The organism is Nocardia sp. CWNU-33 (assembly GCF_046764895.1).
Classification (GTDB): Bacteria; Actinomycetota; Actinomycetes; order Mycobacteriales; family Mycobacteriaceae; genus Nocardia.
Genome location: NZ_JBKOQN010000011.1, coordinates 230,126 through 242,685 on the forward strand (window position 1 = coordinate 230,126; position 12,560 = coordinate 242,685).

General features: G+C 66.8%; 15 protein-coding genes. 8 read left to right on the plus strand and 7 right to left on the minus strand.

The annotated features are described in order from the left end of the window. The first annotated feature begins 14 nt into the window (after positions 1-14). The 4 genes from ACLMAL_RS17955 to ACLMAL_RS17970 all read left to right on the plus strand — a co-directional run bounded on the left by ACLMAL_RS17955 (position 15) and on the right by ACLMAL_RS17970 (position 2,880). On the plus strand, positions 15-1,463 hold the full coding sequence (locus ACLMAL_RS17955; protein ID WP_412000153.1) for an AIM24 family protein: 1,449 nt from the start codon (positions 15-17) through the stop codon (positions 1,461-1,463). An 83-nt stretch (positions 1,464-1,546) separates the two neighbouring features. Continuing rightward, positions 1,547-1,954, plus strand: coding sequence for an SgcJ/EcaC family oxidoreductase (locus tag ACLMAL_RS17960; RefSeq protein ID WP_412000101.1), 408 nt, complete (start codon positions 1,547-1,549; stop codon positions 1,952-1,954). Between the two features lie 270 nt (positions 1,955-2,224). After that, positions 2,225-2,599 carry a hypothetical protein gene (locus ACLMAL_RS17965; protein ID WP_412000102.1) on the plus strand — a complete coding sequence of 125 codons (375 nt, stop codon included), beginning with the start codon at positions 2,225-2,227 and terminating at the stop codon, positions 2,597-2,599. Between the two features lie 122 nt (positions 2,600-2,721). Next, on the plus strand, positions 2,722-2,880 hold the full coding sequence (locus tag ACLMAL_RS17970; protein WP_412000103.1) for a hypothetical protein: 159 nt from the start codon (positions 2,722-2,724) through the stop codon (positions 2,878-2,880). A gap of 59 nt (positions 2,881-2,939) precedes the next feature. On the opposite strand, the gene ACLMAL_RS17975 is transcribed toward ACLMAL_RS17970, so the two are convergent. The 4 genes from ACLMAL_RS17975 to ligD all read right to left on the minus strand — a co-directional run bounded on the left by ACLMAL_RS17975 (position 2,940) and on the right by ligD (position 5,055). After that, complete coding sequence (locus ACLMAL_RS17975; RefSeq protein WP_412000104.1) at positions 2,940-3,452, minus strand: hypothetical protein; 513 nt, start codon at positions 3,450-3,452, stop codon at positions 2,940-2,942. A gap of 124 nt (positions 3,453-3,576) precedes the next feature. Further along, complete coding sequence (locus ACLMAL_RS17980; RefSeq protein WP_412000105.1) at positions 3,577-3,783, minus strand: DUF397 domain-containing protein; 207 nt, start codon at positions 3,781-3,783, stop codon at positions 3,577-3,579. Positions 3,784-3,866: 83 nt separating this feature from the next. After that, entirely contained in the window at positions 3,867-4,073 is a 207-nt protein-coding gene (locus ACLMAL_RS17985; protein ID WP_412000106.1) for a DUF397 domain-containing protein, read from the minus strand. 31 nt (positions 4,074-4,104) lie between these two features. Then, the gene (gene ligD, locus ACLMAL_RS17990; protein ID WP_412000154.1) at positions 4,105-5,055 is read right to left on the minus strand and encodes a non-homologous end-joining DNA ligase; all 951 of its coding nucleotides are present in this window, start codon (positions 5,053-5,055) and stop codon (positions 4,105-4,107) included. Between the two features lie 450 nt (positions 5,056-5,505). On the opposite strand from ligD, the gene ACLMAL_RS17995 reads away from it, so the two are divergent. Together ACLMAL_RS17995 and ACLMAL_RS18000 are read left to right on the plus strand one after the other, a co-directional pair. Further along, positions 5,506-7,047: a serine hydrolase domain-containing protein gene (locus tag ACLMAL_RS17995; RefSeq protein WP_412000107.1), complete on the plus strand. Its 1,542-nt coding sequence runs from the start codon at positions 5,506-5,508 to the stop codon at positions 7,045-7,047. 152 nt (positions 7,048-7,199) lie between these two features. Then, entirely contained in the window at positions 7,200-7,985 is a 786-nt protein-coding gene (locus ACLMAL_RS18000) for a MerR family transcriptional regulator (RefSeq protein ID WP_412000108.1), read from the plus strand. Between the two features lie 204 nt (positions 7,986-8,189). On the opposite strand, the gene ACLMAL_RS18005 is transcribed toward ACLMAL_RS18000, so the two are convergent. The 3 genes from ACLMAL_RS18005 to ACLMAL_RS18015 are packed head-to-tail and all read right to left on the minus strand — an operon-like array spanning position 8,190 to position 10,838. Further along, complete coding sequence (locus tag ACLMAL_RS18005) at positions 8,190-9,215, minus strand: hypothetical protein (RefSeq protein WP_412000109.1); 1,026 nt, start codon at positions 9,213-9,215, stop codon at positions 8,190-8,192. Then, complete coding sequence (locus tag ACLMAL_RS18010; protein ID WP_412000110.1) at positions 9,202-10,518, minus strand: hypothetical protein; 1,317 nt, start codon at positions 10,516-10,518, stop codon at positions 9,202-9,204. Before ACLMAL_RS18010 ends, ACLMAL_RS18005 begins: the two co-directional genes overlap by 14 nt. Beyond that, positions 10,515-10,838, minus strand: a complete 324-nt coding sequence (locus ACLMAL_RS18015) for a hypothetical protein (protein WP_412000111.1) — start codon at positions 10,836-10,838, stop codon at positions 10,515-10,517. Before ACLMAL_RS18015 ends, ACLMAL_RS18010 begins: the two co-directional genes overlap by 4 nt. Before the next feature lie 424 nt (positions 10,839-11,262). Here ACLMAL_RS18015 and ACLMAL_RS18020 point away from each other — a divergent pair, with 424 nt between their 5' ends. Both ACLMAL_RS18020 and ACLMAL_RS18025 read left to right on the plus strand, forming a co-directional pair. After that, positions 11,263-12,057 (plus strand): aldose 1-epimerase, encoded by a 795-nt coding sequence (locus tag ACLMAL_RS18020; protein ID WP_412000112.1) that lies wholly within the window; start codon positions 11,263-11,265, stop codon positions 12,055-12,057. A gap of 63 nt (positions 12,058-12,120) precedes the next feature. Then, positions 12,121-12,411 carry a hypothetical protein gene (locus tag ACLMAL_RS18025; protein WP_412000113.1) on the plus strand — a complete coding sequence of 97 codons (291 nt, stop codon included), beginning with the start codon at positions 12,121-12,123 and terminating at the stop codon, positions 12,409-12,411. The last annotated feature ends 149 nt before the right edge of the window (positions 12,412-12,560 follow it).

A 12,560-nucleotide genomic window follows, 5' to 3' on the forward strand; every position in this document is an offset into this window, starting at 1 on the left:
CTCCCGCCGACCGGATGACGATCACCGTCACCTGTTCCGCTCCTGTCGACGTCTCGGCCCTACTACTGGACGCGAGCGGCCGGGTCAGGTCCGACGGCGACTTCGTGTTCTTCAACCAGCCGGTCGGGCCCGGTGTCGTCTATCGGCACGGCCGCGGGGCCGGCGACATGGTGGATGTGCAGACCTCCGCGCTGCCCGCCGACGTCGACAAGGTGGTCATCACCGCCAGTCTCGACGGCAGTGGACCTCCCACTTTCGCGGGCGCGAGCTCGCTGCTGGCAACGATCGGATCCGATTCGGGCACTGTCACTTTCCCGATGACCGGGCTCAGCACCGAGACCGCCGTGGTGTGCGTGGAGATCTACCGGCGCGGCGGCGGCTGGAAGGTGCGTGCGGTCGGTCAGGGCTACGACAACGGCCTGGCCGGAATCGCGACGGCGTTCGGCGTGAATATCGACGACGATCCGGCACCGCCGAGCCCGCCCGCTGCTGCGGGATCGGGTTACCAACCGCAGGCCGTGACACCCCCAGCCCCGCCCGGATACCAGACACCAACAGCGCCACCGCAATTCCCGCCCGCGCCCGGATTTCAAACGCCAGCAGCGGCACCGCACTACCCGCCCGCGGCCGCGCCGTCGCCCGAGTACGCGCCACCCGGACACCAGGCGCCCCCCACCTACTCGCCGCCCCCACCGATGTCATCACCTCAGCAAGGAGCGCTGCCGATGCAGAGCGATCTGTTCAACCCGAGCCATGCGGAAGTCGCAGGCGTCGGCATCCAGAAGCAGGGCGGCAAGATGATCAAGGTCGCCGTCAACGGCGAGGTCATGGCGCGGGCCGGATCGATGGTCGCCTATCAAGGCGACCTGCATTTCCAAGCGCTCGGCTCCGGCGGCATCGGCAGGGCCATCCAGCAGCGGCTCACCGGCGAGGGCGTGCCGCTGATGAAGGTCACCGGCCGCGGCGATCTGTTCCTCGCCAATGCCGCCGCCGACGTGCACACCGTCGACCTCGACGGCACCGACGGTCTCACCATCAACGGCGCGAACGTGCTCGCCTTCGATCCGACGTTGTCCTACAACATCGGCAGGGTCCAGGGCGCCGCCGGGTTCGCCAGCAATGCCGGTCTGTTCAACTGCGTCTTCACCGGCCGCGGCCGGATCGCCATCACCACCCACGGCACACCGGTCGTGCTCAATGTCGACCAGCCGACCTACGCCGATCCGCAGGCCGCGGTGGCCTGGTCGTCGAGCCTGCAGAGCGGTATCAAACGCAACGACTCCTTCGGCCTCGGCAGGCTCATGGGCCGCAGCACCGGCGAGGGCCTGACCCTGTCGTTCTCCGGCCGCGGCTTCGTCATCGTGCAACCCTCGGAACTGCCGCCCGGCGGATTCATCGGCGGCACCGGCGGCGGCCAGGAGGCCGGGCAGGGTGGCGGCGTGTTGGGCGGACTGTTCGGGTAGGGTGCGGCCGGCGATCGGATCCTCGCGAGCGGAACGGGATTCTGGCTCAGCGCCTATCGTGCGACAGAAAGGAGTCGGACACCATGGGTACCTTCGATGAAGCGGTTGCGACCGCGGCCATTCACACGCTGGTCGCGGACGCCGTGAAGTATCAGAACGATCCCGATCAGTTCCTGCCGCTGCATACCAGCACGGTGAACATAGTCAATTTCGGTGGACGTCGCGTGAGTGGAATCGGCGCGCTGTCCGCGGCGATGACGGCGGCACTGGCCTCCCCGCTCGCGCATGTGCGCACCGAGATCGAGGTCGACGACGTGCATTTCATTCGCGACGACGTCGCGATCGTGGCCTGCGTCAAAAACGTCTTCGACGAGCGGGCGGACGCCGACGCGCTGCCCGCGTCGGCGGGACGGCTCACCTATGTGGTCGTCGAACAGGACGGCCGCTGGCTCATCGAGTCCGCGCAGACCACGCCGATCTTGTCGAGTTGATCGAGCGAGGGCGTGCACCGCGGGCGGGCGCGGCGCTTGCCCTCGTGCATCGCCTGGATTCTGGCGATCGGGATGGTGTGACCCCCTCGAAAATCATACGAATCCGGCAGATTGCCAGGCCCGAAATGCCCCTGAACAGCGCTGGGGCTCAGCATAATCCGGCCGAGACGTGGTCCCGCCTGGATACACCAACCGCCGCCGAGTGCCGGTGTCATGGATGGTCGGTAAAGTGAGCTCGACCGCTATCCAAGCTGTACCAGGAGGCATTCGGTGAATGCGAAATCTTTCGTGAACGGCTTCAACGCGGTGATGCTGACCTTGACGAATGCACCCGTGGTGGGGTCGCTCATGCGCAAGAGCTTCGTCGAGATCAGTTACGTGGGCCGCCGTTCGGGCAAAACCTTCAGCACGCCCGTGAACTACCGCCGTTCCGGCGATTCGATCGTCATCGGGGTTGCACTCCCGGATCGAAAGAGTTGGTGGCGCAACTTCACCGATGAAGGCGGCCCGATCACGCTGCACCTCGAGGGCGGCGACCGGCATGGTCACGCGCTCGCACATCGCGACGAGCGCGGGCGGGTCACGGTGCGTGTTCGCCTGGACGATTCGACTGCGGCCCCGAGCACCAGCGTGGACGGCGACTGAGCGCCCGCAGCGCCAGGGCCGAGGGTGTGGACGGATTCGGCGGTGTGGCGGTGCCCGCTGGGCGGGCACCGGATCCGTCGTGAGGGTCTATGCGGTTTGTAGCGTCTCAAAATTCGTGAATCGTGGCACTTGCCAGCTTGCTTGACCTTGCCGCCCAGGTGTTGTTCGAGCTCTTTGATCCGATTGGCGAGGGTCTTCGGATGGATGCCGATGTTCTCGGATGCGCAGACGATGGCGGGTTGGTTCGCAGCGGCGGCGTGCTGGGCGGACTGTTCGGGTAGCGACGGGTCGGGCCCGGGTCCGGGCGATCGCATTCTGTCGATCAGAACGGGATTCGGGCTCAGCTCCTGCCGATGCGCCGGCGCGGTGGATCGGGCTCGGCTGCGTCCAAGAGACCCGCCAGCGCGAGGTTCGCCGCCAGTGCAGGGTACTCGGCAGCCAGCACGGCGCACACGGACTGTGTGAATGTCAGCCAGGCTCTCGCGAGCTCGTCCGCGCGGCATACCGCAACATCCGTTGTGTACGTGCAGGACACGCGGATGAACTCGCCCTCGGGGCGGAACTCGATCAGCTCGGCGTTCTCATTGAATCCGATCGTCGACCGCTCACCTCGGTCCAGATACCGGAGCACGCCCTTCATCGACCACAGAAAGTCGAACACCGGAGTCCACGACCATGGCGGAGTCAGATCGACGTCACCGATCGTGAACACGATGTCCGACATGAAGTAGTACCACCGTAGGTCGGCACGGCTGACCGTGGCGAGATCAACGGCATCGTCATGCTCACGACCTTGTTCCACATAACGGCCGGATCGGTTGTACGCCATTGTGATCGTCGAAGCCTTCGGCACTCCACCATCCTGTTCGCCGTTTAGCGGGTGCGGGTCATACATCAGCCAGCACTCCCCAGGCATCATGTTCAGTGCACAAAAAAGCCCGGGAGTCAGACAGGTGACATACCGGGCTTCATCGGATTCACCGACGGTCAAACTCGCCATCGTGCACACAAGCGGTGAAGGCGGACCACTCGTCAGGGGTGAACATTAAAGCGGGGCCAGACTGATTCTTACTGTCCCGCACGCCGACCATGCCTCGGTCCAGGTACGCGACCTCGACACAGTCCTGGTTAGGTCCGCTGCGGCTGCTTTTGAACCAATCCGCCTTGGTTAGGTCGGTGCTCACTCGCCATACTCCTTAGCAATATCCAATACCAGTTCCCTGGTCGCCTGCTCGTCCAACGCTGCGGAGCGAATCGCCTTGCATGTTCAGGGGCGGTCGAACTCACCGTCATGAACGCGTGAGGTGAAGGCATCCCACTCGCTAGAAGTGAAGACGAGCGCCGGGCCGGTTGGGTGCTTGGAGTCCCGCACACCGACCATGCCCCCGTCCAGATGCGCGATCTCTACGCAATCCTTTGATGCGGTGCTCCGGCAGCTTTTGAACCACTTCGCGCCGGACAGGTCTACGTTCACGGGGCATACTCCTTCGCAATGTCGAACCGGACTAATTGCGCCGCGCGCGGGCGCGGCGCTTTCCTTCGTGCATCGCTTGAACTCTGGCGATCGGGATGGTGTGACCCTCCTCGATCAGATCCGTGGGCATCGCTTGCGGCGCAGGCATATTCGCTGCCCACAGGTCGCGGTCGCCGAGCAGCTTCGGTGCGGTGTGGATGGTGAAATCACCCGGCGTGATGTTGCCGAGGTCTGCCCAATCGAGCGGGAACGACACCGTCGTACTGGGTCGTATCCGCGGGCTGTAGGCGGCGACAACGGTCGCGCCACCCGCGCGTGTCGAGTCGAGGAAGACCTTGCCTTCGCGGTCCTCACGGATGAACGCGGTGGTGGCCAGTACCGGATCGATGCGCTCGGCACGCGCGGCGATCGCGCGGGTCGCCGCGGCGACGTCCTCGATGGGTATGCCGGGCGCGAGCGGGACGAACACGTGCAAGCCCTTGGCGCCGCTGGTTTTCACCGCGCCCGCGAGTCCGTCGTTGTCCAGCGCCTGACGGATCAGCTCGGCGGCGAGCACGACCTGCCGGAACGGTTGGCCGGGCGGCGGGTCGAGGTCGAGAACGAGATGCGTCGGACCTTTCTCGTACTCCGCGAGCAGCAGCGTCGTGTGGTACTCGACCGCACGCTGGTTGCCGAACCACAGCAGCGTGCGCACGTCGTCGCACAGCGCATAGGTCACTTCGCGTTTGGAACTGTCGGCCCACATCGTCACGCGGTGCATCCAGTCCGGGGTGTATTTCGGCAGGTTCTTCTGCATGAAGGGCTCCTGCCCCGGCCGGATCCGCAGCACCGAGAGCGGCCGATCGTGCAGCTGTCCCACCAGCCGATCCCCGATTGCTTCCAGATAGTCGATCAGATCCCGCTTGGTCGCCTCCGCGCCGTCGAACAGCGGGGTGTCGAGATTGGTCAGCTTCACGCCTGCACGGACCTCTTCGCCGCTCACTAGGGCACCATCCCCTGCGACAGCGCCATGGTCAATCCTCATGATGCGCTGCCCCTTCCCGCCTTCGTGTCTGCCATGCCGGTACCTGGCAGCCCGGTGTCTCAGTGGGAGTTCCGGTAGTAATCGCCGAAAATCCAACGATGTTCGAGATGCCGCCTAGTCGAGGGTGTTTCGTGGACTCAGCGGCAGAAGAAGGTGTCATGAGCGGCAATCGCGCGAGGACTATGCCCGTGGTGCGGCTCCGCTGATGATGCGGTGGATGGTGGAGCGGCCGCGTGGTCAGCACCACCTGCAGCCCGGTGACGGCGTCCTGCTCCCGAAGCTGTCCAACTCCAAAGAAAGAGTGGCTGTGATCTAGATCATGGTTGAGGTTGACCTTGGGTCAGGGTGGAAGCTCGTCGCAGCGGCACGACGCCGACCGGACATAACAGATTTGAGGAGCAAACCACCATGTCCATCACCCTTTCCGACCAGGACAAGAGCACCCTGCGGACCGCCGCGTACGGCGCCGTGTCGCTGATGGCCGCCGCCACCGGCTCGCCCCACAAGGCCGTCACGAATGCCTCCATCGCCTTGACGTCGGCGACCGGCCTGGTCGGGCACGTACTCGCCGCGAAGACCAAGGACATCGAACTGAAAGGCAAAACCGTCGCCGAACTCGCCGACCGGGTACTGCCGGCCCTGACCGCGGCCATGAACCTGCTCGGCAAGCAAGTTCCGGCAGAAGCCGACAACTTCCGCAGCACCATCCTCCTTGCCCTCGAAGCCGCTCCTGTTCACCCGGACAAGCCCAGCACCACCACGGCCGAGATGGCCCGCAAGATCACCGCAGCCCTCGACGCCGCTTCGGCCTCGGGCAGCGGGGCCGAGCCGATGCCCGCTGTCGGGCAGGCTCACCCGGAACTTCAGAAGGCCATCGAAGACATCGTCGATTCCGGTTTCGTCGGGGTGTCGCTGCGCGTGCACGATGAGCGGGGCGAGTGGGTCGGCAGCGCAGGGGCCGCGGAGCTGGGCGGGACCGCGAAGCCTCCGGTAGACGGGCACATCCGGATCGGCAGCAACACCAAGACCTTCACTGCGACCCTGGTGCTGCAGCTGGTGGCCGAGGGCAAGATCGGGCTGGATTCCCCGGTGACCGAGTACCTGCCCGAGTTCGGGCTGGACGAGCGGATCACGGTGCGAATGCTGTTGCAGCACACCAGCGGATTGTTCAACTTCACCGGCGAGGTTTACGACGACGGGACGATGGTGCTGGGAATCCCCATGCCCTACGGCCCCGCGGGCACGGAGTGGATGGACAACCGGTTGAAGACCTATCGGCCACAGGAGCTGGTGGAGTTGGGGTTGTCCAAGCCGGCGCGGTTCGAGCCGGGGACGGGCTGGAGCTATTCCAACACCAACTACGTGTTGGCCCGGCTGCTGATCGAGAAGGTCACCGGCCGCTCGCTCGCCGAGGAGATGCAACGGCTGATCCTGGGCCCGCTCGGGTTGTCGGGCACCGTGGTGCCGGACGCCTCGCCGCAGCTCCCCGAGCCGCACGCCCACGCCTACTTCCGCTACGACGACGCCGGCGAGCAGAAGACGGTCGACATCACCCGCCAGAACCCGTCCTGGATCTCCACCGGTGGTGACATGATCTCAACCACCCAGGACCTGCACACGTTCATCTCCACGCTGATGAGCGGCGAGCTCCTGCCGGCCCCGCTGCTGGCCGAGATGTGCCGCCCGCACCCGACGGGCATCCCGAACATGGACTACGGCCTGGGAGTGTTCGTGGTGACCACGGACGGCGGCGGCACGGTCATCTCCCACAACGGCGCCGCCGTGGGCCACGCAGCGCTGATGTACAGCACACCTGACGGCAGCAAGACCCTGACCGCCGCGCTGAACTGCGTGGACGACGCCGACCTGTCCATCGCAACCGCATTCCAGAACGCCCAGCAGAGGCTCGTCAACGAGGTGTTCTGCGGTGAGCAGGCCGCGACGGACTGAACACCGGCGGAATCTCATCAGGCCCGTCCCTCGAGTTCTGCCCGGCTGGGTGGGCACTTTCCGATTCATTTCACGAACTGTTCGGCACCATCGCCGTTGCGCTGAACATCATCTAGTAGAGCGGCGGCTCGAACACAAGGAAGGCTGAGCAGATGAGGAACGGAGTCACGATCGGGCAGGCGGCGGCATTCGTCGGCGTCACGGTCAAGACGGTGCGGCACTACCACAAGCTCGGCCTGGTCGAGGAGCCCGAACGCGACAGCTCCGGTTACCGGCGTTACGGATCGGCCGAGTTGTTGCGGTTGGTGCGGGTCCGGACGCTGGCCGCTGCCGGGGTGCCGCTGGCCGAGATCGGGTCCCTGGTCGACGCCGACGCCACACTGTTCGCCGCCGCGCTCGCCGACGTCGAGCGGCAGCTCACCGAACGGATCGAGGAGTTGATCGCGCGACGTCACACGCTGCACCGGCTCGGCGACGGCGACCGGGCGCTACTGGGCGACCGCGCCGTGGCGCTGCTGGAGCGGATGGCCGACCTCGGCTTTCCTGCGGACGAGGTCGCGAACGCCCGGGAGGGCTGGGTGCTGGCCAAGGCCCTGGTCCCAGAAGGCTTCGACGACTACCTCACCCATCTCGAACACGCCCTCGACGACCCCCGGTACGTCGCCTTGATCAAGCGCGCCGCCGAGGCCGCGGCCTGGGAACCCGACGACCCCCGCATCGCCGAGCTCGCCACCGCCATGGCCGACCACTACCTCGCCAACCCCACACACCTGAAAATCGTGACCGCCCTGCAAGCCCGCACCGACACCGCGACCCGGTACACGCTGATTGCCCGCCACGGCGAAGAGCAGACACCGGCCACGACGCGGGCGGCTGTGCTGTTCGAGACCAGGCTCCGCGCCGCCGGCATCCATATCCCCAGACCGGACTCCTACTGACCTCGCTGTGCTCCGGTCTTTTCGGCTCGGCGACCGGCCGGGGTCTGCCCAGAGACACCGCTGCAGCGGCTGCACGGCGTCACGCAGGGTGGTGCACCGGGTGCCCGCCCACGATCAGCACCGCGTCCGCGCCGCCTCGTGCATCGACCATGTTGCGCGCCAAGGCTTTCCGGCGGGCGCGCCGTCGCGCCGGTCGACCTCGGTTCAAGCGGCGTTGATGGCGGTGATCAAGGTCCGGTTGGCGGCGGTGCGGGTGGTGATGATCTGGGTAAAGGTCTGCGGTTGCTGCCCGGGATTCTGCTGGGTCAGCTGGACCTCCCAGTGCGATTGGCCGTCGCCGACGCCGGTGGCCGTTCGAGTGATCAGCACGCAGTAGAGGGTGCCGACGGGTATCTGGTTGATACCACGCTGGATTTGCTCGGCGGGCGGAACGGCGGCGTCATCGGCGACAACGGCGCGGGCCGCGGAGCCGGAGCGTTGCACATAGTAGGCGCGTTCGAAGGCGAGGATCGCGGAGGGGCCGTCGCTGGTGCCGCCGGGGTCGGTGCCGGACACCACATCCGGCGTACGGCGCTGCTCGCAACCGGGGGTCGCGAACGCGGGCGACCGGTCCCCGGGCACCGCGGTTGCCGAGGTACGCGTAACAGCACTCGACGCCGAAGTTGCCTTCGACACCGGACTTGTCGCCGCGACCGATGGCTGGTGCTTGCCGGAACTCTTGACCGCGATCAGCACGACCGCGGAGATCGCGACCACGATGCCGAACACGATCAATACCGCGAGCAGTCTGCTGCCGCCCGTTTGCTCCTGGCGCCGCGGCGGGTGGCGCAGTCGCGGGCCGGGACTTCCGCCGGATCGGTCGACCAGCGTCGGCAACAGCTCACCGGGCTCTTCGTAGCGGTCGGATTCGGTGTCCGCGTCGTGGATCGGATATCCACCATGCTCGACCGCCGAATCCGAGAATTCCTCGGCAGGGCTCGGCGCGTCCAGCCAATGTTTCCAGTCGCCGGATAGCTCCGACGGACTCGGTGTCGGGCCGGGGTTCGGGTCCGGTCGCTGCTCGGGCACGTCCACCTCCGGGGTCAGCTCAGCGCCCGAAGAGCGACGAGCCGAGGGCCGACGCCGCTTCGGCGGTGGCTTGGCAGGCAGGCGCAACATGGGCAGGCCGGTATCGAATGGGTTGGCCTGTCCTTGATCCTTGCTCGAGTCGCCGGGATCAGAGCGTGTCATCGCCGAAATCGTCGAAGTCGCCGATAACGGCGGCCGGGACTGCTTCCGCGCCGGTCGGAACCGTCACGCCGAGCTGACCGTCACGAGGCTTGTGCTCCTGGTCGCCCGATCCGGGCGGCGGCGGCAACGCCAACCCACCGGTGACACCCGGCTGGCCCGCGGGCGCAGGGGGTTTCGGCAACGGCGCGTCCGCCGAGGGAGTCGGCCCCTCCGCCGGCGCGGGAGCCGGTTTGGTGTCGGGTTTCCCGCTCGCGGCGGAACCGTTCTGCGCAGGCGGAATCACCGCGCTTGTCCCCGGCGCCGGAGTCGGCTTCGGCGCTCCACCACCGAAATCGAACAGCGGTGTGCCGCTGGGAGTGGTCGAGGTGCCGCTGCCCGCAGTGCCGCCGCCGGTGGTGCTGCCGGGGTGGATGAGTTCGGGAATCGCCTTGTCGACCGATGTGGCCACGGTGTCCATGGCGTGGGTGCCGACCTCGACGATCTTGTCGATCAGGTGGGTGCCGATGTCGACTCCCGCGCTGATAGCCGCGGTGCCGAGTTGCACGCCCGCGGAGACCAACTGCTGTTGTAATTGCAGCTGCGCCGCTGCGGCCGGATCCAAGGGCTGCCCGGTCGCAGCCGGGGTGGTGGCGCCGGGCACCAGCTGTCCGGGGGTGGTGCTCTGGTTGGCCGCGACGCCCGCCGGTGTGGTGACCGTGAGCGGTCCCATTTCGTCCAGACGCCGGGTGTGGCCGTCCATTTCCGTCTGCGCGGCCGTGACCGTGGTGACGGCATCCCGCAGCGCCTGGGTCGCCCGCGCGATCACCGCATCGGTGTCCGGGGCCGAGGCCGCATTGCCCATGATCACCCGGGCGTCCTTGCGGAAGTCCTCGATGATCTGGTCCACTCGCCGCGCGGCGCGGGAGCTGGTGACGTGCGCGTCACCGAGCACCGACAGGTATGCCGGTCCCCGGTCGGAGATTTCGCCGATCTCGGTTCTGGTGGTGCGCAGCGCGGGCACCGCGGCGTCGGCGCCGGTGGATTCCCACGACGATTCCAGCGCGTGCAGGCCTTCGCGTTGCGGGGCCTCGGTGTCGGCCACCTGGGTGGAGGCGGCGGCCAACGCACTGGTGATGGCCTTGTCGGGGATGGCGACACCGGTGCCGAGCGAGGCTCGCAGCGACAGCAACGGCTGCACGAGCGCGGCCACGATCGGCGGATCGACATCCGGGTCCATGACCGGCGTCGGAGTGACTGCGGGCGTGCTGACCGGAGTCGTCGCCGCTCGCCTGCGCAAACCCATCAGGCTGCTCATGGTTCTCATGTCAGCGCCTCCCCTGCCTGGGAAATGGCACCCGCGGTGTCGGTATCGACGGTGTGCGTGTCCTCGTTGTAGTCACGCAGCACCTTCCCGTAGGCGGCAACCAGCTGGCCCGCGGTCGAGAGCGCCTGCGTGTGCTCGGCTACCGCTTCGTTGAATCGCGCTGCGAATCCGGCGCCGACCAGCCCGAGATCGGTGGCCAACTGCTCCGGATTCATCGCACCGGCCGCGGACGCCGACGCGGACGCCAGCTGTTGCGAGACCGTATTCGCGATCGTGGTGTAGGCGGCAAGCACCGCCGGGTCGAGCTTCAGCGCGTCCACTGTTCCCCCTTACGGAAAACCAATCTTTCGCTGTCGCGACACAATTCGACACAGTGAGCCTACTTGGCTCGTGGGCAGCGCGCGCCCAATCTCGGCAGGCGGACTGTTCCGATCGAATCTTAGCCGGAGCGCGCCGCTCGGTCCGACGCTGGTTGCCGGACCGACTGCCGTTGCGCAGTCCGGCAATTCGATGGCGCAGCGCGCAGGGATAGTCACACCGACGGTTCGGATCAAAAAGTCCCCTTACGCTTCTGCGACAGAGTCGGGGTCGCAGGCATTCGGTACGCACACCTCGGCCCTCGCGCCCGGAACCCCACGCGACGCACATCTCCGACACCACGCGAAGCCGGCGCGGACCCACTAGCGTCCAATCGCATTCGGGCACATGCCCGACAGTCGCTGCAGACAAAGGACCTGACCAGGAATGACCGCTGACGACATCACGCTCACGGCAGGCGATGTTCGGCTGACAGTGTCCGCAGGCACTGGCGGACGGATCAGCAGCTTCACCGTCGACGACGTCGAGCTGCTGCGGCAGGGCGCGACGTTCGGTTGCTTTCCCATGGCCCCGTGGTGTGGCCGAATCCGCGACGGGCGCTTCACCAACGGGTCGGTGGTCCACCAACTCCCGCTGAACGACGCGCCGCACGCCATCCACGGCACCGTCCGCGATCGCCCCTGGAAGGTGACTCGAACCTCCGGCACCGAGGCCGTCCTGACCCAGGAGCTCGCGGCGCCATGGCCGTTCGCGGGCCGAGTGACGCAATCCTTCGCGCTCACACCGGACTCGGTTGCCTTGACTATGGGCATCACCGCAGATGCCGACGCCTTTCCGGCACAGGCCGGGTGGCATCCGTGGTTCAACCGCAACCCGGTGCCCGGCAGGACGGGCGTCGCCATCGAGTTTTCGCCGGACTGGCAGGAAGAGCAGGGATCGGACTATCTGCCGACGGGTCGGCGCATCGAACCGCGCCCCGGCCCTTGGGACGATTGCTTCGGCATGCCGAGCGGCGTCGACGTCACCCTGGTCTGGCCGGAGTTCCTGGAGCTGAACATCGCAAGCCCCGAGCAGTGGGTCGTCGTCTTCGACATGACGGATCAGGCCGTGTGCGTCGAACCGCAGTCGGGTCCGCCGAACGGCCTCGACACACTGCCGCGCCTTGTCACCCCCGACGCACCACTCGCGATCGAATCCAGCTGGCGCTTGCGGCGTTTGTAATCGCTGTCACCCCACACCTCGCTGACCGCCGCGATCGAATGGAGTGTCGCGCAACTCGGCGATGTGGACAAGGCACTGCTGTCGCGGCTGCGCCCTTTCGAGGGCGGTTTCACCTGGCAGGCCGCCGAGGCGGTGGCCGAATCCGATGCCGCAGCGCTCGCGAACCTGGCCGCGCTCGTCGAGCGTTCGGTGGTGACCGTCGGATCATCTTCCGGGACAGCGCGATATCGTATATCGGAAACGGTGCGCCACTACTGGCGGCGCATGAAACAGCCACCGCCGCAGCATATTTCCGCCACGACCCGCTTGCCGGTGCGAACTGGCAGGCCCGGGCCGAGCTGCTCGCCGACATAGTGGCGCAGCTGCCGATCATTCTGTCACGATGACCGTCAGCGGCAGTCCGCAGTGCAATGGTCCTTCAATGCGCAACCGGCGCGTCGATCGCGGATTCGAGCCGAGCCGATTCCTCGGAATCAATCGGTCGCCCTTCGGCATTACCGGCC